This is a genomic window from Ignavibacteriales bacterium, assembly GCA_015709675.1.
Taxonomy (GTDB): Bacteria; Bacteroidota; Ignavibacteria; order Ignavibacteriales; family Ignavibacteriaceae; genus H2-BAC3.
The window spans coordinates 3,086,720-3,113,084 of record CP054182.1 but is presented as its reverse complement, the minus strand read 5'-3'; the positions used below and the strand labels follow the sequence as shown (position 1 = coordinate 3,113,084).

Below are 26,365 nucleotides of genomic sequence, written 5' to 3'. Positions count from 1 at the left end.
ACCGGTTAATGTGCAGTGAATTTTATCTGACGGGCAAGATCATACCCGATTGCGATTTCCTGACGGTTCTTCTGGATTACAATGGTTCCGCCGGGAAGCCTTTCGAGGCAGAGCACTTTGTCTCCTTCGGAAATACCAATCCGGATTAACTGCACTTTTATGGTTCCGGAAGGAAGATGCATTATAGTGATAAAATTACCTTTTTTTACCTGATCTAAAGTTCTAGTTTCCATGATAGTAGGGACATTCCTTTTTATTTTTACAGCGTACAAAAAGATTAAATGAATAGGTAGAGGGTTCATAACCGAGCGCGTCACAAATCTCTTCCTGAATCTTTTTTATTTTGTTGTTGGTAAACTCAACAATCCGTCCGCAATCGAGGCAGATAAGATGATCATGATTCTGCCGCTTATAATTGCTCTCATAACGCTTCATGTTATCGCCAAAATTACGAAGCGACAGCAGGTCGCACTGGGTGAGCAATTCAAGAGTTTTATAGACGGTAGCGCGGGATACACGGGATTTGTTGTTTTTCATAATGATATACAATTCATCCGCGGAAAAATGACCGTCTATTTCAAGCGCAGCATCCATGACCTCAAATCTCTCAGGGGTTATCCTGTTTTTGCCGTTTTTCAGAAACTCTCTGAAGATTTCGGCTGCCTGCTTATTTTTGATCATTTTGCTTATTATTAAGATTTAATCTACATAAAAATAGCACTTTCTATCGGAAAAAACAATTAAAAAGGTGAATATTTCCCGATTTTTCGAAGATTTATGCGCTGTTTCTGATTCTTTAAGGCCATTCTTCAGCGTTTTCATCATCCTTAAAAACCAGTCCTCATTAATCTAATGTGTTCATCGAAACAAGGGGGATAAGATGTAACGAAATTCCTATTTTGCCGGAACATTTGGCATCTTTTTGAGTTAAACCAGGTAAAGTAAACTGAGAGTTCCATGTCTAAAAAAGAGAAAGTAGTAATAGTTGGCGGCGGTTTTGGAGGACTGACGGCTGCTAAAAGATTTAAAAACACCGATTTTGATGTCCTCGTTATTGATCGCACAAATCATCATCTCTTCCAGCCGCTTCTGTATCAGGTTGCAACTGCAGCACTTTCACCTGCAGATATTGCCGTCCCGATCAGGGCAGTTTTTAAGGATCAGGAGAACGTCACCGTTTTGATGGATGAAGTGAAGTCAGTAGATAAAACAGCTAAAAAACTTAAATTAAGCAGTTCTTCAGTGGATTTTGACTATCTCATCTTAGCACCGGGAGCCAGGCATTCATATTTTGGAAATCCTGAATGGGAAAAAAACGCTCCGGGATTAAAAACCGTTGAGGATGCTCTTCAGATTCGTGAGAAAATACTCCTTGCTTTTGAACGTGCCGAACTGACCACTGACCCGGAGGAAAGAAAAACTCTTATGACATTTGTGGTTATCGGAGGCGGGCCTACAGGGGTGGAGATGGCAGGCGCTATTGCGGAGATGGCAAGAAAAGACCTCAAGGATGATTTCAGAAGAATAAATACTTCAGATACCAGAATATTCCTTATTGAAGCAGCACCGGGAATTCTGAGTTCCTATCCCGATGACCTTTCATTCAGAGCAAAGGAAGACCTCAGCGAAATGGGGGTAACCGTTTTATCCGGCAGAAAGGTCACTTCTTTGAATGACGGGGCAGTCATGCTGGATAATGAAAAAATACATGCAGGAACCATCATTTGGGCAGCGGGAAATCAGGCATCCCCCTTATTGCAATCTTTGGATGTACCTCTTGACAGGGCTGGCAGAGTATTCGTCGAACCGGATCTTTCTATTCCAGGTTCACCGGATATTTTCGTAATCGGAGACTCAGCTTTTTTTAAGGATGAGAAGGAAGGAGTGCTTCCGGGAATTGCAACGGTTGCAATCCAGCAGGCGAGACATGTTGTTTCACTGATTGACAATAACAAAAAACAGAATCGAAAACCTTTTGTTTATCGAAACAAAGGAAGTATGGCAACGATTGGCAGGGCAAAAGCGATTGCCGTAGTCGGAAATCTTAAATTCTCTGGGGTGATTGCCTGGCTGCTCTGGTCATTTATTCACGTCCTTTATCTGATCGGGTTCAGAAACCGCTTTAAGGTAATGGCTGAATGGGTGTGGTACTATCTCAGTTTCAGGCACTCGGTACGGCTTATCACTCGAAACGGATAAACCTTTTACCACGTGTACTGGAGGATAACACTGCCGTTACTACTGTTTACAGCTAAGCCGTCATAACTGGTTTTGTTTTCCAGTCCGGCTCTCAAAGAGAGTCTGAAACCAAACGGAAGATTTGCAAACAGGGAAGTGTAAAGGTAGTTTCCTGTACCGATGAGTGATTTAAAGAGACCGTAATCGAGGAAAGTCCGTTCGCTGAAATAGGATGCAGTCTCAATCATCTCTCCGCTAAATCCGGAGTAGCCCAGGATAATACCATACTTCTCCTTTTGGTACCGGAATTCGGTTATATAAGCAAATCCGTCTTCGCTTACTGTTACTGTATTATCATAGACATTATATATCAGCCGGTTCCGGACGGAGGCTTCCGCGGAAAAATAATTCTGCACAATAATTGATACCGAATGCCGGGCTCCCATGCTGTTTTTTTGTGAAAGGAGTTCGGAGATTATTTTATCTTTTGACCGGACCGAATAAACGGCCTTAATGACTGTTGAGGAATTCAATCGTTTTTCACTCTTTATCATGCATCTGAATCCTGTCAAAGTGACCGGTTCTGTTTTCCTATGGTAACTAAAAACATCTGTGACGATATCTAACGGAAGTGAAAATGGATTTATTCGAAAGTATAAGCCGCCTCCGGTCTCGGAATAAAGATAACTGCTTTCACGGTATGGATTTGCGTATACAGGAAGACTGTTTTCCCTAAGCCGTCTAAAATATACTCCTGCAGGGGTTTTTCCCGTTGATTTTCTGCCTGCATGGATAACAACATTTAATCCGCTGCTGCTGTAAACCAACTCACTCATTGCGGAAAATTCGTAAAAACTTGCTGACAGGGAAGCGGACGCGAAATTATTCACACCCCGGTTTAACGCACTTTTTATATCCTGATGATAAAATGTAAAACTTCCTCCGGCCCCTGAGGAATGTGTAACATTAGCAGATATCCCAGAACTCGTAATCTTCAGCCCGTCCCTTAACCTGCGTTCAGTAATACTCCTGTGATAGCCGCCATCAATGAGGGAATAATACTCATTATAACTGCTGAAACTGCCATCATAGCTGTTACTTGAGTAAAAAGGAGTGAGCGTAACACCGGAAAGTTCAAGTTCAGCCGCACCGCCAAGCAAGAAACGGTTTTCCTCACTGCTGCTAAAACCTCTTACCTGAATATCCGGACTGAACCGGGATATACGGCTGCCGAATGGTATATAGTAAGCTGCTCCGGAAAGCAATCCGGCGGGTGAGCGGAGAATAAAGGAACCGGTGGTAAGCGACCGGATCATAGTTGCGCTTTTCCAGTTTATGAATCCGGTGTAATGATCGGCAAAACTGAGTTCACCAGGATCTTTTTCGGTTATAAATCTCGCCTGAATATCATTTGGAAAACGGATATCTGCTTTTAACATCTGCCTGAATTCGCTCCCGGGATATGATGCTGGCAGATCATTGTTAAATTGTTTTTCCTGCCTGTACAGTAGATTACCGTTTATGATTCTGCCGGATGCCCATGCTTCGTCAACTCTGAAAAAAGAGAAGTATTTTCTTATGATATCCTGATTAATTCCGGGAATAATATATAGTTCTCCCGTGGAATAAAACTTACCGTTTTCACGCCGGTAATGAATGATTTTTTCAGCGGTCTCTTCGTCAAAGCCATCAAGTTCCAGGAAATCCGCTTTACTGGCGCGGTTGAGATGAATTCCTGTAGTGAATAAATCGGTTATATATTCAAAAAAAGAACCTGACTCCTCTTCGCTCACAAAATTAAACGGTTCTGAAACACCTTCCAGTGAGTCAGTCTGGGCGAGCAGCCCAAAGCTGAAAATCAGAAAGAATGCTATAACCCCCGGCACTCTCATCGAATGGTATATCCCAATGCAAACTGATGAGAAAGTCCGAGTATCGGGTGAATAACTGTGGCGTAGTCTGCAACGATTCCCATATAAATAAATGAAATGCCTGTGGAATACTGGCGCGTGGTAAACTGCATTCCTGCCATTAAAAGCAGATATTCTGAAGGTTTCACTTCAAGACCTGCGAGCTGTTCGGCCTTATACCCTGATTCATTTTTCAGGGTAAAAGAAAGAGCGAGAAAATCCTCTTCTTCGTATCTGATACCAAAGAGTGAGGTCTGGCCTATCTGATCGTTAGTATTGCTCCAGCTTGCATTTGCAAGATTACTGAAGGATGAACCAACTGAAAGAAACGGAAAGAGCGGATAACGGATTCCTGCCGAAAAGACCGGAACCAGAGATGTGCCGTAACCTTTAATATTCACATGCGCTGCCTGAAGGGATAATCCGGCGTTGAATCCAAACATATTGGCCGCCGCGGATATCATGAGCGTATTTTCCCGGTAGAGACTGTATCCGTAAGAAGCTATTGATGTTGTTACTCTTGTTCCGCTCAAAGAAAATGAAGCTCCCGCACCCAGAAGTGCCAGTTCGTTTAGTCCGAAAGGTGAAGGGGAATAAAAGGACTTTATCTCAACCTGTTCACCAGGGGAGAAGAGCGCCGGATTCTGAACAGCAGAGAAAACATCCTGGTAATAGGAGACAGAGGAGAAACTAAGCGCGGTCTGTCTGACCCCGTTATAGAACTGTCCGTATGAAAACTGCAGGGCTGAAAGCAGTAAAGCGGCTGCCCAGGACAGGTAATGAATTCCGAAACTCCCGAAATTATTCATGGATTTCAAAGCAGTTATTTTTTTCCTAAATTGCTGTGTTCAAAATTGCAAAAACAAATCACGGAAAGCAAAATGAGAAAATATCTGGTTTTCTTTATAATCCTGATGTTCCGTCCCGCCTCAGGCCAGGAACTTCTTGCCACGGTGACGGCAAATTTTCAGAATCTGCCTGTCGTGAATAAAGAGATTCTTGTCAATTTTGCAGCCGATCTTGAAAACTACATAAATAATACCAGGTTTACGGGAAGTGAGTGGCCCTACGCGAAAATCCGCTGCTCGTTTCAGATTTCTTTTATCTCAGCAACAGATGAGCTAAATTATCAGGCGCAGTTAGTTGTTGTTAGCCAAAGGCAGATATACAAATCTGATAAATTTTCCCCAATGCTTCGCGTATTTGATTCAAACTGGAATCTGATGTATGAAAGAAACCAGCAGTTTTATTTTAACCCTATGATGTTCAATTCAGTTACCAGCCTGCTGGATTATTATGCGTATGTCATAATCGGACTTGATGAAGATTCATGGGAGAAACTGGCCGGGACTGAAAATTTTAAGAGAGCTGCTGACATCGTTAATTTGGCCGCATCCTCACGTTATTCGAAGGGCTGGGAATCTGCAACAGGATCATACAACAGAAAAGACCTTGTTGAAAATATGCTGAATGAAAAATACCGTCTGTTCAGAGAAGCATTTGCTGATTATCATCTCGGTGTTGATCTTTCGGTCAGGAACAGAAAGTCTGCTCAGGAAAGAGTAGTGAAGATTGTGGACGCTCTTGAATCAATTCAGTCACAGATAGATCTTAAAAGTGTCTATCCAAAAACGTTTTTTGATGCAAAGCACGGTGAGATAGTTGATCTGCTCTCTGATTATGCTGATAAGGAAGTTTTCAGGAAACTGAAGAGGTTAGACCCTCCGCATGCTTCAAAATATGATGAGATGCTGAGGTAGATTTAGCGGACGGTAATCGTTCTGATATACGTACCCTGCGGTATGCGGGTAACAGTGTCAAATCCTTCAATAACGCTGCCAAAGACCGTATATCTGCCTTGAAGGTGAGGGTAATACCATTGCGTAATAAACCATTGTGAACCCTCTGTATCCTTGCCCGCGCTTGCCATGCCCATGGTGCCTGGTATATACGGAGCCCATGAGTATTCAGAAATGATTTCATAACCGGGGCCGCCCCATCCTGTTCCCGTGCGGTCACCTGCCTGGATGACAAAGCCGGGAACCACTCTGTGAAAGTTTACCCCCTTAAAAAATCCGTCTTTTGCCAGTTTGATAAAATTTCCTGCCGAAAAGGGAGCAATTCCGGAATTTAATTTTACGGTAATTTTCCCTTCGCTTGTTTCAATTTCAGCTGTGCTGGTTGAAAATGCATTCTGCATCAGCTCAGAAAACAGTTTTTCCCTCATGCTGTTTTCACCCGCGATTGAAGGTTTTCCGCTTAATCCATTGATTGATTTCAGTTTTGAGCGGGAAGCTAATTCGTTAAGATACTGCAGAGACTCAGGGAAAAATTTTTTTATAAAGTTATAAATTGAAATAAGCGCTTCGTTGAAGTCAGCATCGTCAATTCTTTCCTTGAAAAGACTCAGAAGTTGTTTCTGATAATTATCACTCCCGGTCTGAACTACCGCCTCAGTTGCCTGATCAGCAAAAGTTGAAATGAGAGGGGATTCTCCGGACTTCAATATCATCCATATATACTGTTTGTAAAGGGGATTAGCCGCTAAAAGAGACTGCACATCCGGTTTATAGAGTTGTGTGAATGACTGCAGACGCGCGGGCTGGTCAAGTCCAGGAAACTCACTCACGGCATATTCCAGAAGTTCGGGGGCCGGAGTGCCAATAATTTCCTGAGCTATATACCAGTAACTGCGGTTAAGCCTGCCCTCATATCCGGAGAAAATACTTTTTCTCTGATCAGGATTGAGATAAAGCAAAGTAAGAATATACTCCTGACTGACCGGTGTTACTGCGGCTGCTGTGTTTAAATAGTTTCTGATGGTTTTTGACAAATAATCTGCTGCCTTATCAGAAAACATATTCTGGCGTATTTGCTGAGAAGTCTGATACGCAATGCCGTGATTGTCAGAAAGCAGCAGTTCTCCGAGCAGCTTATACTCTCTGGTTTTTGTAAATCTGTAGTTTTTTAGTGCCGATATTGCTTCGGTTTTGACGATAAACTTTTTATGCCTCAGGTAAGGACGCACCATGGAAAAAGAGGAGAGTGTATCGCTGTTGCGCCGGAGGAGCTGTAAAAGCCCGGCAAATATATCAGGGTTTCTGCCACCTCCCAACAGGAATAAATATTTTTCAGCTGCCTTTTTTATTTCGGCGTCTTTCCCAAATCTGTTTAGTGAAAAGAGTGCTGATATTTGTCTTGCTTTTTCAGATGAACTGAGCTCGGTGAGCAGGATAAGCCTCTGCAGGGAATCCTGCTTTATCTGCCTGTTCCTGAAATGAAAGATAGCTTCGGAGATTCCCGGAAGATTATTCTTTTTTAACCAGAAGGTCGAAAGCTTTTTGAAATCCTCACTTGAACCGGTTAATCCAAGAGTTTCTGCAATAACTTTCCGCAAATCCTTCTGTTTGTGCTTTTCAAACCCTGCCCAGAGATAATCACTGATTTGCTGTCCGGCAGTTTGTTTGCTCAGTGCGAATGAAATCTCATTTGGGTACAACGAAAAGGGAAGTTTAAGAATTTCATTGATATAAAGGGAGTCAGGCATATTTCCTGCGGCAAGCAGACCTGCTTTTATAGAATCTGAATCATCAGCATGAAGATATTGAATTACCAGACCCTGAGCCGGAGTACGAAAAAAAAGACTCCTCAGCAGGGAGGAGTCACGTAATGAAAACTGCGGAAAGACCAATTCTGCCGTCAGGAACAGCAGGAGGAGCAATTTACGCATCAGATTGGTTTATCGTAAATACGGTATTTTTTATATACTTTACCGTGCATTGCTTCTGCACCGCGGTTCATCATGGTATTGTCTTCAAGAATCCATGACGCTTCACCGCGCAGGATACCTATCTTCTCGGCACGTTTAAGGACTTCCCAGTAAAATACGGCATCCAGTCCTTTTTTCTGATATTCTGGTACCACACCAAGAATAAGAATTCGCGCCCAGGTTATATACTTCTTGCCGGTAAGGAGGTGATACCAGCCAAAGGGGAAAAGCCTGCCATTCATTTTTTTGAAGACTGCATTGTAATCGAGCATACAAAGCGCAAAACCGGCTACATGACCATCAATTTCTCCAAAGAGTACAATGGAAGGTTCAACAATCGGTTTAAGGTCCGCTGCTACAGCATCAATTTCTTTATCCGTCATCGGCACAAAGCCCCAGTTAGGAGCCCATGCTTTATTATATACGAATTTTACTTTCTCGAGTTCCGCCTTGAAATCTTTCATGTTGATTTCACGGATAGTTATTCCGGCACGCTGTTTGGCCAGTTCTGCAATACGTTCAATCTTTTTCTCCTGCACCATATCTTTGTTCTCGATGGAATAGGCGAAAAGATCTTTTGCTTTTGCAAAGCCGTAGTTAGCGCAGAGATCATTGTAATACGGGGGATTATAAGACATAAGCAGACGCGGAGGGTCATCATACCCTTCAAAGAGCATACCGTATTCATCATTGCTTGATGGATTAGCCGGCCCGCGCATATTATCAAAGCCGCGCTGTTTCAGCCAGTCTTTTGCTGAATCAAACAAAGCATTTGCCACTTCCTGATCATTATAACATTCAAAGAATCCGAAAAATCCTGTTTTATCATGATGGTGCTGATTATGCAGATCATTTTTTATGGCTGCTATTCTTCCGCTTAGTTTGCCATTTTTATAGGCAAGGAAATAATCAGCATCTCCATGTTCAAAAAACGGATTCTTTTCTTTGCTAAGGACTTTTTTTCTGTCCATTATGAGATGGGGAACCCAATTCGGATCGTCCTTATATATTTCCCATGGGAATTTGATAAAAGTCATCAGCTGACTTTTATCTTTAACGGGGACGATTTCCACTTTACTCATTCTATAAGACCTAACTGTCTGCCGGTTTTCTTAAAAGTATCAATGATGTAATCAAGATGTTCATCCTCATGGGTTGACATATAGCTTGTTCTCATCATCTGACGGCCCGCCGGTACTCCCGGCGAAATAAATACATTCACAAAAACACCTGCTTCATAAAGCAGACGCCACATCTGGAATGCAAGTTCGTCACTGCCCACAATAACCGGCACAATTGCAGTTCTTCCGTCAACAACATTGAAGCCGGCTTCTTTTAATTCCGTTCTTACTTTGGTTGCGTTCCGGATAAGTCTGGTTACCCGTTCCGGTTCAGCTTCCAGAATATCTAATGCTGCCAGTGCTGCAGCAACAGAAGCCGGAGTAGGGGATGCACTGAAGATAAGTGCAGGGGATGCATGCTTCAGGAAATTGATAACACGTTCTTCACCGGCGACAAATCCGCCGAGTGATGCGAAAGTCTTGCTAAAAGTACCCATGGTAAGGTCAATCTCATCTTCAAGATCAAACTCGCTGGCTGTTCCTCTTCCTCCCTTGCCGATTACTCCTGTTGCATGCGCATCATCAATCAGAATTTTGGCATTATATTTTTTGGCAATCTGATTAAGTGTTTTCAGGTCAACAATCTCTCCGCCCGTTGAAAAGACACCGTCACTTACTAAAAGTTTACCGGCATCAATAGGTAGTTTCTTCATGACCCTTTCAAGGTCATTCATGTCATTGTGCTTGTAGCGGACAATCTCAGCCGTTGCACCTCTTGCCATCAGGTTCCCTGCAACTATGCAGGCATGATTATCTTTGTCGGAAACCACGTATTCGCCGCGATTTACCAGAGTCGGGATAATACCCTGAGCCGTCTGGTATCCGGTAGAATATAAGAGAACAGCGGGCTTATTAAAGAATTTTGCAAGACGGTATTCAAGCTCATTATGAAGATCAATCGTACCGGTAAGGTAGCGGGAGCCGGAACAGCCGGTTCCATATTTTTCAATTGCTTTAATGGCAGCTTCTTTTACTTTAGGATGCGAGGTCAGACCCAGATAGTTATTTGAGCCGGCCATCACAACCTTCCGTCCTTCAATCTGAACAACAGGCCCTTCATTTTCCTGAATAGGACGGAAATAGGGATATAAGTCCATGGCCTTTATTTCATCGGCCCTCGTAAATTCATAACATTTTTTAAAGAGATCCAAATACTCCTCCGAAGTAATATCGTATAGAAAAACTTTCAAATATAAAGATTATTTTGGTAAATCAATTTTAAAATTTTGAACAATATAGACCCAATTCAAAGGAAAATGAATAAAATAGCAGTCGTAACGGGGGGAAACGGGTTCGTCGGAAGTCATTTGGTAGATCTTTTGCTCGAGAAGGGGCTGCAGGTCAGGTGTATTGTCCGCAAGTCAAGTGATCTTAAATGGCTGAACGGTAAGCCGGTTGAGATACTGCCTGTAGGGCTTGAGAGTCAGGAGGCTCTTGAGAAAGTTCTGGAAGGAGCTGACTATTTATATCACGTGGCCGGGGTGGTTAAATCCAAGAAGCCGGAAGGGTACTATGATGGAAATGTTGAAGCAACTGAAACCCTTCTCAAGGCCGCATTGCGTGCTGCTCCTACGTTAAGGAGGGTGCTCATAGTCAGTTCTCAGACAGCTGCGGGACCATCATCCGATGGAAAGGCGGTAACTGAAGATATGGAATGCCGGCCAATAACCACATACGGCAGAAGCAAGCGTGAACAGGAAAAAACGGCGATGAGATATATGGATAAGCTCCCCATCACGATTTGCCGTGCCCCTGCGGTTTATGGCGAGCGTGATACAGAGATATTTATATATTTTAATACATTCTCAAAGGGAATTACAACTTCAGTTGGATTTGACCAGAAGAAGGTAAGTCTCATTCATGTGAAGGATCTGGTCAGGGGTATGGTAATGGCCGCTGAAGCTGATAAATCGAAGGGGGAGATATACTTTATCACCTCTGAAAAATATTATACATGGAAAGAGATTGGAGCAGTTACAGCTGATATACTTAAAAAGAAAGCGCTGACTATTCCGGTTCCTCATGGAGTGGTTTTTGTGATTGCCGCGGTTGCCCAGTTCTTCTCACTGTTCAGCAGTAAGGCTGCAACACTTAATATTGAAAAGGCCAGAGACCTAACTCAGAGTTATTGGATTTGTGACAGCGCAAAAGCAAAAAGGGATTTTGGGTTCAGGCAGGAAATCTCAATAGAGCAGGGAATTGCCCAAACCTGTGCATGGTATAAAAAAGAAGGATGGATATAAAATATTTCTCAGGGATTATCTTTAGCACCCTCGCGCACCCAGGTAGTAATCCCTTCGATCTGGTTTTTGGTCAGGGGATAATAATTAAGCGGGGGCATTGGGTATAGCGAGAGCCCTCTGATAGATTGAATCAGGAGACTGTTATTTGGCTCTCCGGGGAAGACGATATCGAAGTTGGATGTAGTGTTTTGATGGGAAGTCAGTGCCAGACCCCCCGCCCGGTCAGCGTCATTGTGGCAGCCCGCATTATTGCATTTAAGATCGAATACCGGCTGGATGTGTCTCCTGTAACTGACATTTGAAGCAGGAATAACGATATTATCTAATTCTGCCGTGTTTGTTGTATCATCACATCCGGAATAAAATAGAATCCCGGAAAAAAGTACTGCGAGAAGTCCTGTGTGGAGTATTTTTTTCATTAAGTAAAGTTACTTTCTTTCTGCCAATTCTTCAATGATTTTTCTCTTCCCCTGGTATTCAACCCACAAGCAGAGCAGAACCTGGCTGCGCAAGTAAGATTTTCTTGTATCATTTTAATACAAAATATCGTTCCAAGACAGTTTCCCCGTCCGAAATGAGCATTTACCGCAATAAATGCGTAAAGTTAAGATTGGCACGCTATTTGGAATACATAGATCAGTATAATTAATAAAAAGAAGAAGTTTACCAATGGAATTATCAGAATTATTCGCAGATGTTGCCCTCCTGGTAGTTGGCGGAGGTATCTTCTCAGTAGTAACAGCTTATATGGTGTACAAAATGAAAAGTGTTAAAAGAACATCCGTTACCGCAGTTCCCGGAATTAAAGTTCAGAAGAACTATTATCAGCCGGCAGAATTCAGATCACCTGAAAAAGTTTACAGCATGACCATTGGAAGCCAGGCACCTGCAGGTTATCAGGTTGTACCCGGACCAGCAAGAGTTATTGATTTAAGATATCGTTGATGAGGGTAAAAGTTCTGCTCCGCCAGGGGTTGGCGGAGCGGAATCCTTTTACTTTATCAAAATAAACTTTCCGTTAAGCCCTACGTCTCTACCCGTCAGACTCACAAAATAAACTCCGCTTGTCAGATTATTTCCGTTCAGCGGTACCTCATTCAGCCCGCCCGCGCACTCAATCATTTCAGAAAACTGCTCCTGACCGGTAACCGAATAAACACTCAGCCGCAGTATTCCGCTCTGCTTTAAATTAAACCTCAATTTTGCCTGTCCGTTAAAGGGGTTGGGGTAAACCTCAAGAATTTTGTAATTCTCAGGTGTCATCTCCTTATCATGTACATCCGTTGAAAGATGTGAACCAAAGGCAGCAAAAGCGGTAAGATTTAACTGGGTGACTGATTTAATCAGATTCAGATTAAGAGTTTCCAGTGTATCTGAGGAAGTATGATAATATGGATTTGCTGTATAGAACGGACCATTATTCCATGGGGGCGCATTTTCAATCACAAGCAAAGCCTGATAACCAGCATCCCAGAATGACTGATGATCACTGTATGTTGCCGTTGATGAAACAAGACTGCCCATCAGAAGTCCGACATCAAACAGGGTATTTGCTTCTCTCAGATTATTTGCCAGAAAACTCGAATTGTTATTAGAGACTATTGATGTAAACAGATAATCGGGATTATATCCGACCATATCAAACGAAATCATCCCCTGCAAACGCTGTCCGTTTTCCGCTGCCCGCGCGGCCATATACTTGCTTCCATGATGATTGCTCGAATAAGCCGGTCCGGTTTCTTCCGCACCAAATGCTGTGAGTTTTAATGTATATGCCGGTTTGTAACCATTAGCTGTATCGCTTAGAATCCTGATCATTTCCAGTAATGCCGCTACTCCTGAGGCATTATCATCAGCTCCCGGCGCTTTAATGGTCCGCCACTGCTGATTCCATATGGTTGAGCCCATTCTGCTGGCAGAAGCATCATAATGAGCGCCTATTAGATAATATTTAAGTGAGTCTTCAGTTCCTTTAATCGTAGCGGTGATATTAAACAGCGGCTGAGTATTCAGCGGCGGAGTTGCGCTTGATATATAGAAGGTATCAACAGTGACGGTGCCGTTTTTGGTAAGCTGCTGAAACTGCTCACGCAGATAAACGAAGGCAGAATCATTACCGGGGGTAAAATTTACTCTGCTGTAAAATCCTCCTGCATACTGGAGATTGCGGATATGATTAACGATATTATCCAGATTGACGGAGTCTTTCATCCTGAGAATTGTATCAAAAAGATGCTGCTGCGGCAGAAGCATGGAATTCAGCAGAAGCAAAAAGAATACAAACGCCGGTCTTTTCATTGAGAGTGAGCAGTTTAAAATGGAAAAATTAAAAATAAACAATTTTTCGATGTATTGCTATGGTGCAGCCAGAATCTGCACTAAGTGGTTCTTTTATAAGCAAACAGAGCCACAAGTATAGAAAACATTACACCGCCTGCTCTGAAATAGTTGAGAATTTCGCTTTTTGCCTTAAAGAATCCCTCCCAGACATCATAACGGAAAGCAAGGAATGTGTTCAGCAGCAGCCGGTGGTCAGTACCGTAGATCAGAAGGATAATCCAGGCAGTGCTAAAAACATTCAGTGCAAAATGAAGGGGCGATTTGGAGAATATCCACAGTACTGTGACTGCTGCGATAAAACCGGCAAGAGGAACAGCCTCCTCCGGTTTATTGAGGGAAAGAATCTCATGATAAATTTGCGGAGAAAAGAAGAGAAGAAGAAACAGAGAAGCCAGGAGGATACTGCCTGCTGATTCTTTTTCGCCACGTAATCCTGACCAGATGTGAAAGAACAGCGGAACATTCCAGATAAAATAAACAGGAAAGTCTGCCAGTGATGAAGCCGCAAGTTCGAAATGAAATTCAGGAAGACGGAATTTGAGCAGTGCAAAATACCATCCTCCTGCAGCAATAAGCAGATTTCCCGCGATAATGGCTAAGCTGGTTTTCCAGGGGAACGGCCTGAAAAGGAATGGTTCACCGTTACGGAAGCGAAGATAAATAATATAAGTAAGAGGGAGCAGAGGGATATATATCCTGAACCCGATGAAGGAAAACAGGGGAGAGATTTCCGCAAAATAAAATCCCCATGCTATGATCACAACTGTCAGATAAACCGTAAGGCGGTTCAGTAGCGAAATTTTATTCGGTTCCAAGAGTATCCTGCGGATTCACGCCTTTTTTAAAGAGCTCTGTCCCGATGCCATATTTATATACCAGCCTTCCGCCCAGGTCGCCTGCCTGATAAAGGAAATACATACCCGCGATTGTAAGAAGAACAATGATAACCTTCAGGTAGGATAAAGAACTAATCGTTTGCTTTCGAACCCGGATTTTAATAAAGAGCCAGCCGCGCAAAATAAGCAGCAGGGTGAAGACCCAGACAACAATCGTTGCGGAGTCCTCGTGCCTTTCTATCTCGAGCAGATAGTGCTGATACCCGGGTGAAGTACTTTGCATCAGTTCTCTGGCCTGTAGCGCTGCCTGTTCGCCTGTAACCAGGGCAGCTACTGAAGTAAACACTCCGATGCATAACAGTAAAAGCGCGGCATCAGAAATAAACCTCTTCCTTATGATTAAAAACAATAGTTCCAGCAGACCTGCCGTAAAGAGCAGTGCAACCGGAAAGTGCACCATTTTAGGATGCAGTGAAGAAAGAAACTCCGTCATATATCTGTAAAGCTTCTCTTTAAATTATCCGCAAAGCACGCTTCCGCCATTGACGTTAAGGATTTCTCCCTGTACGTGGCGGCTTAGGCTGCTTGCAAGAAAGAGAATGGGACCGGCAATATCATCAGCCGTGGCAATTCGTCCGAGCGGAATACCGTCAAGAATTTTCCGGAGTGATTCCTCATTGGTATATGCATCCATGCTCATGTCAGTATATACCCAGCCCGGAGCGACGCAGTTAACATTAATATTAAACGGTCCGGCTTCTGCGGCGACTGACTTAGTGAAAGAAATCATTGCCCCCTTTGAAGCGGCATAATGTGAATGAAATGCCTCACCGCGCTGACCGGCTGTGGATGAGACAAAAATAATTTTACCTTCCCGCTGTTCCTTCATAACGGGGAGTACTTCTCTTGTAAAGATAAATGAAGAGGTCATGTTTACGCGCTGGGTCTCTTCCCAGACTTTGGTTGACATTTCATCTGCATTCCCGTCAGTCCAGATGCCTGCGTTGTTAACAAGCACATCAATCCGTTTTTCTTTTTTAATAATTTTTTTTACGCAGGAAATAATTTCATCTTCATCATTCATATTTACCCGGAATCCTTTTGCCGGTTCAAGCCAGGTGTGGTCCTTTTTTTTATTGAGGTACGTAAAGTACACTTTTGCCCCGTATTTGATGAATGCTTTAACACAAGCCGCGCCAATTCCTCTTGAGCCGCCGGTGATAAGAATAACTTTATCCTTAAAATCACTTTCCATAATGAACCTTTCTTAAAAAAAGACCTTTTGCGGGGACTGCCTCACCCGCTGCTGTCCTGTCCCGTTTGTCCAGGATGTTTTGAATATCATTTTCATTTCCCCCTTCCTCCGCGGTACGGAGAAGTGTACCGACGATGGTTCTCACCATACCATGAAGAAACCTGTTGCCGGTAATAGTAAAAACAAGGAAGTCTCTGTGACTGCGCCATGAGGCGGAGTATAAGTTGCAAAGCGTATGCTGCTGTTTTTCAGCATTTTTTGTGAACGAAGCAAAATCATTATTCCTGATCAGAACGTCCGTTAATGCGTTTAGTTCTGATGCTGACGGAGGATTATACAGATAATGGCTGTATTTATACCGGAAGGGGTCTTTCAAACGGCTGATGACATATATATACGATCTCCTTACGGCGCTGTGCCGTGCATCGAAGGAGAGGGGAACCTCCCGTAAATCCCGTACGGCAATATCATACGGAAGCATTGAGTTCAGTGAATATAGGAACTGAAAAGCATCAAGTTCCTTTTCAGTCTTGAAATTTGCAGTCTGCCCCAGGGCATGAACTCCGGTGTCCGTCCTTCCGGCACCGGTGAGAGTTACCTCATGCCGCAAGATTTTCTGCAGAGCATCCTTAATTCTCTGCTGAACCGAATCGGCATTTGCCTGAATCTGCCATCCGCTGTAGTTCGTGCCGTCATAGGCAATAGTAACTGCGTAATTACGAATTGCGTCCAAGTGACTCTGCGATGATCTTGTGCATGAGCGGGTGAATCAGTCCGTTAGAACAGAGGATTTCTTTTGAGAAGATGCTCAATCTATTACCTGCAAAATCGGTCACTCTGCCGCCAGCTTCCTCAACAATTATTTGCCCTGCGCAAATATCCCAGGACTGCAGGTGCATTTCCCAGTATCCGTCGAATACTCCCTGTGCGATAAAGCAAAAATCCAGTGCGGCTGAGCCAAGCCGTCTTATACCACGGGCAGTTTTGAGAAAACCACCCAGAACATTAAGAATCGGGTCAGCATGTTCACGGACATCATAAGGGAAGCCGGTTACCAAGAGGGATTCCTCAAGACGGCTCCTTGAACTGACGGTAATTCTTTTATTGTTTGCGTAAGCGCCTCCCCCTTTTTCAGCTGAATAAATAATTCCGCGCGAAACATCTGCAACCGCTCCCATGATTGTCTCACCGTTTTTCATAACACCGATAGATACCGCGTAAAGAGGGAGTCCGTGGGCAAAGTTTGTGGTTCCGTCCAAGGGGTCAATTACCCAAAGATATTCAGCATTTTGATCCTCTCCTCCGGATTCCTCAGCCAGAATCCCGTGCCCGGGAAAATTTTTATGGATGAAGTCAATAATCAGTTTTTCTGATCCTTTATCAGCATCGGTCACCAGGTTCATTTCCCCGGTTTTGAATTCAACAGTAAAGGGGGTGAGTGCCTTCTCTCTAACAAATGAGGAGGCCTGGGCAGTAATTTCAAGTAATTTTTCAAACATCATTCTTAAAATTAAATTATAATTGATAATATTTTGGTCAGGTTTAGCCAAAATATGCGGTAAATACTTTTGCCGGCTTAAAGAAATCATTTCCAAATGCCAGAAAATTCTGATATTATGTAACAGATGAAATTTCAATAATCAGCAGGTTGGATGGATACCGTTCTCAAAATAGAAAAGGACACCAGGGAACTGCAGCGTGCAGAGCAGGAAATGCTAAAACTCCCCTTTGCAAAAAAATGCGATCAGGAAACCCTTGATGAGCTCTATACCATACTTGAAGAAATTCTTCTGAATATTATCAACTATGGATTTACAGATCAGGGAAATACCAAAGAAGATATCACGCTTATATTCAGGGTTGAAGAAGATCTTCTGACTATGATCTTCCGTGATAATGGCCGCCCGTTTAACCCCCTTTCCAAACTGAGAACAGAAGCAGAGCGTGATGAATTTAACCTCGAAATGCACATTGGCGGATGGGGCATCAATATGGTCAGGGATTTTTCAGAACATTTAGATTATAAAAGAGAAGGGGAATTCAATATTTTTACAGTTCAGAAAAAAATAAATTAATGTCAGGAGTAAAAATGGAAATTCATGTAGAACAGGAAAATTCGGTAAGAATTATAGCGCTTTCAGGCCGTCTGGATATTATGCATGCAGAGGGCTTCGAAAACACTATAAATGAGTACATTGACGGTCTGAATGAAAGTAAAATGCTGATTGACTGCGAAAATCTGACATTCATTAGCAGTGCGGGCCTGAGAGTTTTTATGATTGCCCTGAAAAAAATGAAAGCCAAGCTTGGTAAACTGGTTCTGACCGGAATGAACGAAAGCAACCGTAAGGTGTTTCAGATTACCGGTTATGAAAAACTATTCACAATTGCCGATACCCGGGAAGAAGGTCTGTCTCTGTTTTACCTTAGCTGATGAAGAAAGTCTTCCTTATAACAGGGGTACTCCTCTCACTGGCACTGGTGCCTGTGACCATGTACCTGATTCAGCCCGATTACGATAGTCTTAATCCGGTTCATCGTTACGTATCGAATTCTGTTGTGGAAAAGTGGATGGAACATGATAAAAATGTTCCTCGTGAACTCAGAGCCACTCTGGACATTGATACACTTATGGGAATGCTTTCTTTTTACGAAGCAGCTTTCGTGAAAAGGATATTCAGGATACCACCCTCTGAGCTTGGGTTTAAGGGGAAGTTTTATTCATTGGATAAACCCGCTGATCTGGTTCAGATTCCCAATGTTGTTCTGCAAAATAGCCCTGACAGCGCAGAAACAGGTGTGCAGTATTACCCCAGGCATGCCTTCAGAGACTATAAGGAGATGATGGACAGCATGAAGGCAGATCTTGGCAGACGGCTTTATATTGATTCCGGCTATCGCTCGCCGGGACGTCAGTCTTACCTCTTTTTTTATTATTTGGTCAATACCAGCAATTTTTCTCTCAAGGAAAACGCCCGGTGGATCGCCATGCCCGGCTTCAGTGAACATGGAAGCCCGCTTTTCACCGCGATTGATTTTATTTCAGAAGATGGAATAAACGGGTTTTCCGGTACCCAGAGAGCAGAGGATTTCGAAAAACTGGAAGAATATGCTTGGCTGCAGCAGAATGCTTCCAGGTTCAATTTTTATCTTTCCTATCCAAGAGGTAACGCTCTTGGTGTTGCTTTCGAGCCCTGGCACTGGCATTGGGAGGGGGACACGAGCATCTTCTCCAATTCAAATATCCCTCAAATTAAGCCAAATCCCTGATTCCGGGTTGGGCAAAGGGAAACATTTTATATATTTGCAGACTGCTTAATTTTTTTATTTCAGTTAATGTCTAAAAAAATATCTATAAAAGACCTTAAAAACTATGTCGGTCAGGAAATCCAGGTTTCCGGTTGGCTATACAATAAAAGGTCATCAGGTAAACTACGCTTTCTCATTTTACGCGACGGAAGCGGATACCTTCAATGCGTATATTTCAAGGGGAATGTTACCCCCGAAGTTTTTGAACTGACAGACAAAATCGGTCAGGAATCCTCAATAACCGTCACCGGTAAAGTTAAAGAAGAACCCCGCTCACCAGGCGGTTATGAACTGGACGCTACCGATGTCACCGTTCTTCATGAAACCCATGATTACCCGATAACCCCTAAAGAACATGGGGTTGAGTTTCTCATGGATAAAAGGCACCTCTGGCTGCGTTCAAGCAGGCAGGTGGCAATCATGAAGATCAGGCACCGCATCGTGAAGGCGATCAGGGACTTTTTTGACGAGAGGGGATTCACCCTGATGGACGCCCCGATAATTACCCCCGCAGCCTGCGAAGGAACCTCCACACTATTTGAAACTGAGTATTTTGACCTAGGAAAAGCGTATCTGACCCAGTCTGGTCAGTTGTACGCTGAAGCAGGTGCGTTAGCGCTTGGTAAGGTTTACACTTTCGGCCCCACATTCCGTGCAGAAAAATCCAAAACCAGAAGACATTTGACTGAATTCTGGATGGTTGAACCTGAAGTCGCATTTAATGATCTGAATGACAACATGGATCTGGCTGAAGAATTCCTGGAGTATATTGTTCAGTCTGTTCTTAATGACAGGGCTGAAGAACTGAAAATACTTGAACGTGACATTACAAAACTTCAGAGTGTTGTCCGCCCTCTTCCAAGAATTTCATACGATGAAGCAGTTGAGATTTTGCATAAAGAAGGATTGCCGTTTGAGTACGGAAACGATCTTGGCGCGACAGATGAGACCGTAATTTCCTCGAAATTTGACAAGCCGGTCATGGTTCACCGCTATCCTTCGGCGGTTAAAGCTTTTTATATGAAAAGAGACCCGGAAAATCCGAATTTAGCTCTTGCCGTGGATGTTCTTGCGCCTGAAGGTTATGGTGAGATCATTGGCGGAAGCCAGAGGGAAGAGAGTCTGGATGTGCTGCAGGAAAGAATTAAGGAACATGATCTTCCGATGGAGGCTTTTGAGTGGTACCTTGATCTGCGGAGATTCGGCTCAGTCCCTCATTCAGGTTTCGGCCTTGGTCTTGAACGGACTGTGGCCTGGATTTGTGGTCTGGAGCATGTGAGGGAAACAATTCCATTTGCAAGAATGATTTACAGAAATACTCCTTAGGTAACTGATGAGCTTGGAAACTATTTTATTTTACTTTTTCGCAACGATATGCGCCGTTACAGCCGTGCTGGTTGTTTCAAGGCGTGAGCCTGTCATATCAGCATTGTTTTTAGTGCTTAATTTTGCTGCTCTGGCGGGCATTTATGTTACGCTTTTCGCCCAGTTTATTGCGGTTGTGCAGGTAATTGTGTATGCCGGCGCCATCATGGTGCTGTTTTTATTCGTGATTATGCTGCTCCGTCCTGAAAAAGAGAAGTCAATTTTCTCAGGCAACCCGACACTGCAGAAACTCTCCATTGGCGTGGGTGTGCTGGTTTTCGCTCAGCTGATATATATCATTATAGCAGGGACGGTATCATCAGGGAAGAGCGTGGCTGCTGAACAGAGAATCAGAACCGGTGAGGTTGAGTTTATCGGCAGGGAACTGATAACCAACTACCTGCTCCCTTTTGAAGCCATAGCTTTTCTGCTTCTGGCTGCAACGATCGGGGCACTGGTAATATCCAAAAAGAAATTTGAATAACAGGTACTATGATTACATTAGAACATTATCTTATTCTCAGCGGATTCATGTTTGTAACGGGTGTTGTTGGGGTGCTTACCAGAAGAAACGCTATAGTAGTTTTCATGTCCATTGAGCTGATGCTCAATTCCGCAAATCTGACTTTTGTGGCTTATTCTTCCTATCTGGGTAATGTAATAGGTCAGTTGTTCGTCTTTTTTGTAATGGCTGTCGCGGCAGCTGAAGCGGCAGTAGGTCTGGCTATCCTTATCGCTATATACAGGAACAAGGCTACCCTCAATATTGATGAAATAAATATCCTAAAGTGGTAATCCGGAAATCTGACAGATGATACAATTAATATATTTAACCGTACTCCTGCCGTTCGTCGGATTTCTGATAAACGGACTGTTCGGATCAAAAATTAAAAATGAAAAAGTAATAGGCATAATCGGAAGCAGTGCGGTCGGAATCCCGTTCGTTATTGCTGCAGGCGCGTTTTTCGAACTGCTTGCACTTCCCGCTGAACAGAGAACCGTCATAGTCACGCTTTTCACCTGGCTAAAGACCGGCGGACTTGATATTTCTGCTGCATATCAGGTAGATCAGCTTTCTATTGTGATGGCTCTTGTGGTAACGGGCGTTGGTTTCCTGATTCATATTTATTCCATCGGATACATGCACGGAGATAAAGGATTCTGGAGATTTTTTGCATATCTGAACCTTTTCATCTTTGCGATGATGAATCTGATTCTCGCTGATAATTTCCTTCTTCTTTTCCTTGGCTGGGAAGGTGTGGGCCTCTGCTCGTATCTCCTCATCGGATTCTGGTATGACCGTAAATTTGAAAAAAGTACCGTTGCGGATGCAGCCAAGAAAGCATTTGTTGTAAACAGAATTGGTGACTTTGGATTCCTTCTCGGAATGTTTTTGATCTTTATGGAGTTCGGAAGCCTTACATTTTCAGAAGTGCTTCCGGCCGCAGCCGCGGGTGGAACTTCAGAGTTTGTGTTCACCATGATCGCGCTCTTCCTTTTTATAGGAGCAACCGGTAAATCAGCACAGATTCCGCTTTACGTCTGGCTTCCTGATGCAATGGCCGGCCCAACCCCGGTTTCAGCACTCATCCATGCTGCAACGATGGTGACTGCCGGTGTATATATGGTGGCAAGAACTTCTGTAATTTTTGCTTCTTCTGCCGTAATGATGGATGTAGTTGCGGTAATTGGAATTCTGACTGCATTCTTTGCGGCCACCATAGGCCTGGTTCAGACTGATATTAAAAAGGTACTGGCGTATTCAACAGTGAGCCAGCTTGGATATATGTTCCTTGCACTTGGTGTCGGTGCATTCAGTGCTGGAATCTTTCACGTAATGACCCACGCGTTCTTCAAGGCGCTTTTATTCCTTGGCGCCGGCTCTGTGATCCATGGAATGCATGAAGAGCAGAATATTATGAAATACGGAGGGCTGAAGAAATATATGCCCCGCACATATCTCACATTCCTGATTGCGGCGATTGCCATCGCGGGAATTCCTCCTTTTTCAGGTTTCTTTTCAAAAGATGAGATTCTCTGGTATTCTTTTGCCAACGGCGGTTTCGGATTCTGGCTGGTCGGAGCTATTACTGCTCTGATGACCGCTTTCTATATGTTCCGCCTGGTATCCCTTACTTTCTTCGGGAAAGAGCGTTTTGATCATCATCATGTTCATCCTCATGAATCACCGGCTGTTATGACCGTGCCTCTGATGATTCTTGCAGTACTGAGCATCATTGGCGGATTCATTGGTATTCCGGAAGTCTTTTCCGGTGCTCATGGCAATTTGTTTCATGGCTGGCTTGAACCGGTCTTTGCTCAGGCAGCTTCCAAGCTTTCAGCTCACGGAACCCACTCTCATACAACGGAACTGATCCTTATGGCAGTTTCAGTCGCTCTGGCAGGCTCAGCCATCTATCTGGCGCTCACGATATATACAAAAAGACAGGAAATTGCGGCTCAGACAGCCTCGCGTTTTAAGGGAGTGTATAACCTGCTCCTGAACAAATATTTTGTGGATGAAGTGTATGACGCGACCGTAGTCAATCCTTTGGTAAAGTTTTCGGACAAAGTGCTCTGGAAAGTAGCAGATGTAAAACTGATTGACGGTCTTGTGAACGGTACAGCATCGTTTTTCCTGAGATCAGCAGATGTCATCAGAAGAATGCAGACCGGCGTCACGCAGTTTTATGCACTCGTGATGATGCTTGGAATTTTAACCGCACTATTTTGGATTATAACAAGTTTGTAATATGAATAGCGAATCAATTTTAACACTTCTCATACTGATTCCTCTGGTGGGGTCCCTGGCCATCCTGTTTATCCCAAAAGGGAAGGATAGTATCGTCAGAACAGCAGGTCTTGTAGTCTCCATCGCGGCATTTATTGTTTCGTTATATATCCTTGATCTTTTTGATTACGGTAAAAACGGATTTAAGGAATTCCAGATGGTACATACCTTCCCCTGGATTTCTGATTTTAATATTTCCTACAAGGTTGGCATTGACGGTCTATCCCTTATTCTGGTGCTGCTCACAACCTTTTTAACCCCGCTTACCCTGCTCGCAACCTGGGATAATATAAAGGTAAAGGTTAAAGAGTTTACCTTTTTCATGCTAATGCTTGAAGTGGGTATGCTTGGTGTGTTCCTCTCACTTGATCTTTTCTTATTTTATATATTCTGGGAAGCAATGCTCATCCCGATGTATTTTATCATCGGTATATGGGGCGGGGAACAAAGAATCTATGCTTCCGTGAAGTTCTTTATCTACACCATGGCAGGCAGTCTGCTCATGCTTGTTGCCATTATCTGGCTCGCGGTCGAAGGTTCTAATGTGCTTGGTACATTTACCACGGATCTGATTGCGCTTTATTCAGTCGGACCGCAGGTCGGTTTTGACATTCAGAAGATTCTGTTCCTGGCATTCGCGCTGAGTTTTGCTATTAAAGTACCCCTCTTTCCATTGCACACCTGGCTGCCGGATGCACACGTTCAGGCGCCCACAGCCGGCTCAGTGATTCTTGCCGGAGTGCTTCTGAAAATGGGTACCTACGGACTCATCCGCTTCTGTCTTCCCTTGTTCCCACAGTCAGCAGTGTATTTTGCACCACTCTTCGCCGTACTTTCGGTCATAGGTATTCTTTACGGTGCCTTTGTGGCGATGGTACAGAAAGATATGAAGAAACTGGTTGCATATTCATCTGTTGCGCATCTGGGTTTTGTAGTTCTTGGTATTTTCGCTTTCACTCAGGAAGCAATGCAGGGGGCAATCATTCAGATGATCAACCACGGACTTTCAACAGGCGCACTCTTCCTTTTGGTGGGCTTTATTTATGACAGAATGCATACAAGAGAAATTGCTGATTATGGCGGAATCGCGAAGATTTTACCCGTTTATTCAACAATGCTTCTGATTACTTCGCTTTCATCTATCGGCCTGCCCGGATTAAACGGATTTATCGGTGAGTTTCTAATCCTTATCGGAACCTTCAAATCACCGGTTCTGAACAGCTGGTGGTACACAGTATTTGCAGCGTCCGGAGTTATTTTCGCTGCGGTTTATTTGCTTTGGATGTATCAGAGAGTTGTTTTTGGCGAGGTAAAGAATAATCATGTCAGGGAATTAACTGATATGACCGGCCGAGAGATAGCCATCATGATTCCTATTCTCATTTTTGTTGTCTGGATCGGTGTATACCCCTCCACGTTTTTAATTATGACTGAAGGATTCTCTGCGAGTCTTCTTGCTGAGATATTTAAGTATTAAACTAATTCAATGAAAAAATTACTTCTCACTCTCTTCTCGTTTTTGTTTACATCAGCAGTGAATGCTGCTGATGTACTGGTTGAAACTCCGCATGATGTGGCCGGGCACGCTCTTCCAAGTCCATGGATGGTTTTACCATTTGTGCTGTTACTTTTGATGATAGCTACCGGACCAATCTTTTACAAGCATTTCTGGGAGCACCATTATCCGAAGATTTCCATTCTGCTCGGAATAATAACTGCTGTCTATTATGCCGGAGTGCTGGGAGATACTACCAGTCTTCTGCACACAGCAACTGAGTATATCTCATTTATTGCTCTTCTTGCTTCTCTCTTTGTTGCTTCAGGCGGCATTCTTATCAAAGTGGACAGAAAATCAACACCTCTGTTCAATGTTGCGTTCCTTCTGACCGGTTCTGTTTTGGCAAATGTCATCGGGACTACCGGTGCATCAATGCTGCTCATCCGTCCTTTTATCAGGATGAATAAGGACAGGATTAAGCCATATCATATCATATTCTTTATATTTTCCGTTAGTAATATCGGCGGTGCACTGACACCCATAGGTGATCCTCCATTATTTCTTGGATTTCTGCGCGGTGTTCCGTTTTTCTGGGTGATACAGAATGTCTGGTATATCTGGGTACCTGCTCTTCTTTTTGTTCTTGCAATCTTTTATGTGATTGACAGCATGAATAAAGGGGAGGCCGCTCAATCAGATGCTTCCTTTAGTGGCAAAATAGAATTTAAAGGACTGAAAAATATTGGTTATCTGTTTATAATCATTGTTAGCGTCTTTATTGATCCGGCAGTGATTTCATGGGTCCCTTCACTGGCTCCGCTTCCGTTTGGCATCCGGGAAATCATTATGATGTCAGTAGTAGTTCTAGCCTACCGTACTGCGGACCAGGAGGTTCTTAAAGCGAATGAATTTGATTTTGAACCTATTAAGGAGGTAGCATATCTCTTTGTCGGGATATTTATTACAATGATTCCCGCGCTTCAGCTTATCGCTTACGAGGCAAGAGTATACAGTAATATCCTGAATCAGGGTACTTTTTACTGGGCAACCGGTTCGCTCTCCTCATTCCTGGATAATGCTCCTACCTATTTGAACTTTTTAAGTGCTGCAATGGGTAAATACGGGCTGGATGTGAATGTGAAATCCGAGGTGATGGAGTTTGTTGTCCATGATGACGTCTATCTGAGAGCAATCTCAGTTGCAGCGGTGTTCTTTGGTGCAATGACCTATATCGGTAATGGACCGAATTTTATGGTGAAGTCAATCAGTGAGCGTGCTGGTATAGAAATGCCAAGCTTTTTTACCTACATGGTAAAATATTCTATCCCTGTGCTGCTGCCGGTATTTTTTATAATTTATCTGCTTTTCTTCAGGTAAGCTGCTATGGTTTCAATAACAGAATCGATCGCCACCGGAACAACTGGAATGCACTTTGGAAACAGACTGATATTTCCTTTCCATTGTGAGCTGCTCAAGATAATTATCGAAGATGAGATCATTACTGATTTTTCACAGAGTTCAGAGGATATTGACCTCGGATATGGTGAAGGATTTATGGATATATACTTTCTCGGTTACAAAAACCTGAGTGAGGAAGTATCCAGGTATGAAACGATTAAGTTTATTGCAGTTGAAAAGGGTGAGGATATCTTTGACGAAAAGAAGCACCTGAAATTTGTTGTTTATCTGAAAGAAAAGAATAAAACGCTGATTGAATCAGCCGGTAAAGACATTTTATTTTTTGAGTAAC

General features: G+C 43.3%; 28 protein-coding genes. 14 read left to right on the top strand and 14 right to left on the bottom strand.

The window, feature by feature from the left end; all coding sequences use genetic code 11:
* Positions 1 to 5 precede the first annotated feature (5 nt).
* Together HRU80_12080 and HRU80_12075 are read right to left on the bottom strand one after the other, a co-directional pair.
* The gene (locus HRU80_12080) at positions 6 to 233 is read right to left on the bottom strand and encodes a ferrous iron transport protein A (protein ID QOJ29569.1); all 228 of its coding nucleotides are present in this window, start codon (positions 231 to 233) and stop codon (positions 6 to 8) included.
* Complete coding sequence (locus HRU80_12075) at positions 223 to 678, bottom strand: transcriptional repressor (protein ID QOJ30544.1); 456 nt, start codon at positions 676 to 678, stop codon at positions 223 to 225. Before HRU80_12075 ends, HRU80_12080 begins: the two co-directional genes overlap by 11 nt.
* A 279-nt stretch (positions 679 to 957) precedes the next feature.
* On the opposite strand from HRU80_12075, the gene HRU80_12070 reads away from it, so the two are divergent.
* Positions 958 to 2,199 (top strand): NAD(P)/FAD-dependent oxidoreductase, encoded by a 1,242-nt coding sequence (locus HRU80_12070; GenBank protein QOJ29568.1) that lies wholly within the window; start codon positions 958 to 960, stop codon positions 2,197 to 2,199.
* Between the two features lie 5 nt (positions 2,200 to 2,204).
* Here HRU80_12070 and HRU80_12065 read toward each other — a convergent pair whose 3' ends face one another.
* Together HRU80_12065 and HRU80_12060 are read right to left on the bottom strand one after the other, a co-directional pair.
* Positions 2,205 to 4,070 carry a helix-hairpin-helix domain-containing protein gene (locus tag HRU80_12065; protein ID QOJ29567.1) on the bottom strand — a complete coding sequence of 622 codons (1,866 nt, stop codon included), beginning with the start codon at positions 4,068 to 4,070 and terminating at the stop codon, positions 2,205 to 2,207.
* Positions 4,067 to 4,897: a hypothetical protein gene (locus tag HRU80_12060; GenBank protein ID QOJ29566.1), complete on the bottom strand. Its 831-nt coding sequence runs from the start codon at positions 4,895 to 4,897 to the stop codon at positions 4,067 to 4,069. Before HRU80_12060 ends, HRU80_12065 begins: the two co-directional genes overlap by 4 nt.
* A 72-nt stretch (positions 4,898 to 4,969) precedes the next feature.
* Here HRU80_12060 and HRU80_12055 point away from each other — a divergent pair, with 72 nt between their 5' ends.
* Complete coding sequence (locus HRU80_12055) at positions 4,970 to 5,848, top strand: DUF4835 family protein (GenBank protein QOJ29565.1); 879 nt, start codon at positions 4,970 to 4,972, stop codon at positions 5,846 to 5,848.
* 2 nt (positions 5,849 to 5,850) lie between these two features.
* Here HRU80_12055 and HRU80_12050 read toward each other — a convergent pair whose 3' ends face one another.
* The 3 genes from HRU80_12050 to HRU80_12040 form a co-directional block, all read right to left on the bottom strand.
* Entirely contained in the window at positions 5,851 to 6,288 is a 438-nt protein-coding gene (locus HRU80_12050; GenBank protein QOJ30543.1) for a peptidylprolyl isomerase, read from the bottom strand.
* 1,529 nt (positions 6,289 to 7,817) lie between these two features.
* Positions 7,818 to 8,939 (bottom strand): hypothetical protein, encoded by a 1,122-nt coding sequence (locus tag HRU80_12045; GenBank protein QOJ29564.1) that lies wholly within the window; start codon positions 8,937 to 8,939, stop codon positions 7,818 to 7,820.
* Positions 8,936 to 10,129, bottom strand: coding sequence for an aminotransferase class I/II-fold pyridoxal phosphate-dependent enzyme (locus HRU80_12040; GenBank protein ID QOJ29563.1), 1,194 nt, complete (start codon positions 10,127 to 10,129; stop codon positions 8,936 to 8,938). The genes HRU80_12045 and HRU80_12040 overlap by 4 nt, the downstream gene beginning before the upstream one ends.
* 105 nt (positions 10,130 to 10,234) lie before the next feature.
* Here HRU80_12040 and HRU80_12035 point away from each other — a divergent pair, with 105 nt between their 5' ends.
* Positions 10,235 to 11,221 (top strand): NAD-dependent epimerase/dehydratase family protein, encoded by a 987-nt coding sequence (locus HRU80_12035; protein QOJ29562.1) that lies wholly within the window; start codon positions 10,235 to 10,237, stop codon positions 11,219 to 11,221.
* Between the two features lie 8 nt (positions 11,222 to 11,229).
* On the opposite strand, the gene HRU80_12030 is transcribed toward HRU80_12035, so the two are convergent.
* Positions 11,230 to 11,640 (bottom strand): hypothetical protein, encoded by a 411-nt coding sequence (locus HRU80_12030; GenBank protein ID QOJ29561.1) that lies wholly within the window; start codon positions 11,638 to 11,640, stop codon positions 11,230 to 11,232.
* A 250-nt stretch (positions 11,641 to 11,890) separates the two neighbouring features.
* Here HRU80_12030 and HRU80_12025 point away from each other — a divergent pair, with 250 nt between their 5' ends.
* Positions 11,891 to 12,166 (top strand): hypothetical protein, encoded by a 276-nt coding sequence (locus tag HRU80_12025; protein QOJ29560.1) that lies wholly within the window; start codon positions 11,891 to 11,893, stop codon positions 12,164 to 12,166.
* Between the two features lie 48 nt (positions 12,167 to 12,214).
* On the opposite strand, the gene HRU80_12020 is transcribed toward HRU80_12025, so the two are convergent.
* The 6 genes from HRU80_12020 to HRU80_11995 form a co-directional block, all read right to left on the bottom strand.
* Positions 12,215 to 13,519: a M20/M25/M40 family metallo-hydrolase gene (locus HRU80_12020; protein ID QOJ29559.1), complete on the bottom strand. Its 1,305-nt coding sequence runs from the start codon at positions 13,517 to 13,519 to the stop codon at positions 12,215 to 12,217.
* A gap of 80 nt (positions 13,520 to 13,599) precedes the next feature.
* On the bottom strand, positions 13,600 to 14,376 hold the full coding sequence (locus HRU80_12015) for a hypothetical protein (GenBank protein QOJ29558.1): 777 nt from the start codon (positions 14,374 to 14,376) through the stop codon (positions 13,600 to 13,602).
* Positions 14,363 to 14,890, bottom strand: a complete 528-nt coding sequence (locus tag HRU80_12010) for a hypothetical protein (protein ID QOJ29557.1) — start codon at positions 14,888 to 14,890, stop codon at positions 14,363 to 14,365. The genes HRU80_12015 and HRU80_12010 overlap by 14 nt, the downstream gene beginning before the upstream one ends.
* A gap of 24 nt (positions 14,891 to 14,914) precedes the next feature.
* Entirely contained in the window at positions 14,915 to 15,652 is a 738-nt protein-coding gene (locus HRU80_12005) for an SDR family oxidoreductase (protein QOJ29556.1), read from the bottom strand.
* Positions 15,642 to 16,385: a tRNA pseudouridine(38-40) synthase TruA gene (gene truA / locus HRU80_12000; protein QOJ29555.1), complete on the bottom strand. Its 744-nt coding sequence runs from the start codon at positions 16,383 to 16,385 to the stop codon at positions 15,642 to 15,644. The genes HRU80_12005 and truA overlap by 11 nt, the downstream gene beginning before the upstream one ends.
* Entirely contained in the window at positions 16,369 to 17,151 is a 783-nt protein-coding gene (locus HRU80_11995; protein ID QOJ29554.1) for an inositol monophosphatase, read from the bottom strand. The genes truA and HRU80_11995 overlap by 17 nt, the downstream gene beginning before the upstream one ends.
* 153 nt (positions 17,152 to 17,304) lie before the next feature.
* On the opposite strand from HRU80_11995, the gene HRU80_11990 reads away from it, so the two are divergent.
* The 10 genes from HRU80_11990 (at position 17,305) to HRU80_11945 (ending at position 26,364) form a co-directional block, all read left to right on the top strand.
* Positions 17,305 to 17,727 carry an ATP-binding protein gene (locus HRU80_11990; GenBank protein QOJ29553.1) on the top strand — a complete coding sequence of 141 codons (423 nt, stop codon included), beginning with the start codon at positions 17,305 to 17,307 and terminating at the stop codon, positions 17,725 to 17,727.
* A gap of 14 nt (positions 17,728 to 17,741) precedes the next feature.
* Positions 17,742 to 18,086 (top strand): STAS domain-containing protein, encoded by a 345-nt coding sequence (locus HRU80_11985; protein QOJ29552.1) that lies wholly within the window; start codon positions 17,742 to 17,744, stop codon positions 18,084 to 18,086.
* Positions 18,086 to 18,922: a D-alanyl-D-alanine carboxypeptidase family protein gene (locus HRU80_11980; protein QOJ29551.1), complete on the top strand. Its 837-nt coding sequence runs from the start codon at positions 18,086 to 18,088 to the stop codon at positions 18,920 to 18,922. Before HRU80_11985 ends, HRU80_11980 begins: the two co-directional genes overlap by 1 nt.
* Before the next feature lie 66 nt (positions 18,923 to 18,988).
* Positions 18,989 to 20,287 carry an asparagine--tRNA ligase gene (gene asnS / locus HRU80_11975; GenBank protein QOJ29550.1) on the top strand — a complete coding sequence of 433 codons (1,299 nt, stop codon included), beginning with the start codon at positions 18,989 to 18,991 and terminating at the stop codon, positions 20,285 to 20,287.
* Between the two features lie 7 nt (positions 20,288 to 20,294).
* Positions 20,295 to 20,810 carry an NADH-quinone oxidoreductase subunit J gene (locus HRU80_11970; GenBank protein QOJ29549.1) on the top strand — a complete coding sequence of 172 codons (516 nt, stop codon included), beginning with the start codon at positions 20,295 to 20,297 and terminating at the stop codon, positions 20,808 to 20,810.
* A gap of 8 nt (positions 20,811 to 20,818) precedes the next feature.
* Positions 20,819 to 21,121 carry an NADH-quinone oxidoreductase subunit NuoK gene (gene nuoK / locus HRU80_11965; protein QOJ29548.1) on the top strand — a complete coding sequence of 101 codons (303 nt, stop codon included), beginning with the start codon at positions 20,819 to 20,821 and terminating at the stop codon, positions 21,119 to 21,121.
* Positions 21,122 to 21,137: 16 nt separating this feature from the next.
* Entirely contained in the window at positions 21,138 to 23,078 is a 1,941-nt protein-coding gene (gene nuoL / locus HRU80_11960; GenBank protein ID QOJ29547.1) for an NADH-quinone oxidoreductase subunit L, read from the top strand.
* A gap of 1 nt (position 23,079) precedes the next feature.
* The gene (locus HRU80_11955; GenBank protein ID QOJ29546.1) at positions 23,080 to 24,594 is read left to right on the top strand and encodes an NADH-quinone oxidoreductase subunit M; all 1,515 of its coding nucleotides are present in this window, start codon (positions 23,080 to 23,082) and stop codon (positions 24,592 to 24,594) included.
* Positions 24,595 to 24,603: 9 nt separating this feature from the next.
* Positions 24,604 to 25,992, top strand: a complete 1,389-nt coding sequence (locus HRU80_11950) for a sodium:proton antiporter (GenBank protein ID QOJ29545.1) — start codon at positions 24,604 to 24,606, stop codon at positions 25,990 to 25,992.
* A gap of 6 nt (positions 25,993 to 25,998) precedes the next feature.
* The gene (locus tag HRU80_11945) at positions 25,999 to 26,364 is read left to right on the top strand and encodes a hypothetical protein (protein QOJ29544.1); all 366 of its coding nucleotides are present in this window, start codon (positions 25,999 to 26,001) and stop codon (positions 26,362 to 26,364) included.
* The last annotated feature ends 1 nt before the right edge of the window (position 26,365 follow it).

Excerpts from the sequence above, each read along its gene's own strand:
- HRU80_12080 (QOJ29569.1), bottom strand. The coding sequence starts at position 233 with ATGGAAACTAGAACTTTAGATCAGGTAAAAAAAGGTAATTTTATCACT.
- HRU80_12070 (QOJ29568.1), top strand. The coding sequence starts at position 958 with ATGTCTAAAAAAGAGAAAGTAGTAATAGTTGGCGGCGGTTTTGGAGGA.
- HRU80_12065 (QOJ29567.1), bottom strand. The coding sequence starts at position 4,070 with ATGAGAGTGCCGGGGGTTATAGCATTCTTTCTGATTTTCAGCTTTGGG.
- HRU80_12060 (QOJ29566.1), bottom strand. The coding sequence starts at position 4,897 with ATGAATAATTTCGGGAGTTTCGGAATTCATTACCTGTCCTGGGCAGCC.
- HRU80_12055 (QOJ29565.1), top strand. The coding sequence starts at position 4,970 with ATGAGAAAATATCTGGTTTTCTTTATAATCCTGATGTTCCGTCCCGCC.
- HRU80_12050 (QOJ30543.1), bottom strand. The coding sequence starts at position 6,288 with ATGCAGAATGCATTTTCAACCAGCACAGCTGAAATTGAAACAAGCGAA.
- HRU80_12045 (QOJ29564.1), bottom strand. The coding sequence starts at position 8,939 with ATGAGTAAAGTGGAAATCGTCCCCGTTAAAGATAAAAGTCAGCTGATG.
- HRU80_12035 (QOJ29562.1), top strand. The coding sequence starts at position 10,235 with ATGAATAAAATAGCAGTCGTAACGGGGGGAAACGGGTTCGTCGGAAGT.
- HRU80_12030 (QOJ29561.1), bottom strand. The coding sequence starts at position 11,640 with ATGAAAAAAATACTCCACACAGGACTTCTCGCAGTACTTTTTTCCGGG.
- HRU80_12025 (QOJ29560.1), top strand. The coding sequence starts at position 11,891 with ATGGAATTATCAGAATTATTCGCAGATGTTGCCCTCCTGGTAGTTGGC.
- HRU80_12020 (QOJ29559.1), bottom strand. The coding sequence starts at position 13,519 with ATGAAAAGACCGGCGTTTGTATTCTTTTTGCTTCTGCTGAATTCCATG.
- HRU80_12010 (QOJ29557.1), bottom strand. The coding sequence starts at position 14,890 with ATGACGGAGTTTCTTTCTTCACTGCATCCTAAAATGGTGCACTTTCCG.
- HRU80_12005 (QOJ29556.1), bottom strand. The coding sequence starts at position 15,652 with ATGGAAAGTGATTTTAAGGATAAAGTTATTCTTATCACCGGCGGCTCA.
- HRU80_11995 (QOJ29554.1), bottom strand. The coding sequence starts at position 17,151 with ATGTTTGAAAAATTACTTGAAATTACTGCCCAGGCCTCCTCATTTGTT.
- HRU80_11990 (QOJ29553.1), top strand. The coding sequence starts at position 17,305 with ATGGATACCGTTCTCAAAATAGAAAAGGACACCAGGGAACTGCAGCGT.
- HRU80_11985 (QOJ29552.1), top strand. The coding sequence starts at position 17,742 with ATGGAAATTCATGTAGAACAGGAAAATTCGGTAAGAATTATAGCGCTT.
- HRU80_11980 (QOJ29551.1), top strand. The coding sequence starts at position 18,086 with ATGAAGAAAGTCTTCCTTATAACAGGGGTACTCCTCTCACTGGCACTG.
- asnS (QOJ29550.1), top strand. The coding sequence starts at position 18,989 with ATGTCTAAAAAAATATCTATAAAAGACCTTAAAAACTATGTCGGTCAG.
- HRU80_11970 (QOJ29549.1), top strand. The coding sequence starts at position 20,295 with ATGAGCTTGGAAACTATTTTATTTTACTTTTTCGCAACGATATGCGCC.
- nuoK (QOJ29548.1), top strand. The coding sequence starts at position 20,819 with ATGATTACATTAGAACATTATCTTATTCTCAGCGGATTCATGTTTGTA.
- nuoL (QOJ29547.1), top strand. The coding sequence starts at position 21,138 with ATGATACAATTAATATATTTAACCGTACTCCTGCCGTTCGTCGGATTT.
- HRU80_11955 (QOJ29546.1), top strand. The coding sequence starts at position 23,080 with ATGAATAGCGAATCAATTTTAACACTTCTCATACTGATTCCTCTGGTG.
- HRU80_11950 (QOJ29545.1), top strand. The coding sequence starts at position 24,604 with ATGAAAAAATTACTTCTCACTCTCTTCTCGTTTTTGTTTACATCAGCA.
- HRU80_11945 (QOJ29544.1), top strand. The coding sequence starts at position 25,999 with ATGGTTTCAATAACAGAATCGATCGCCACCGGAACAACTGGAATGCAC.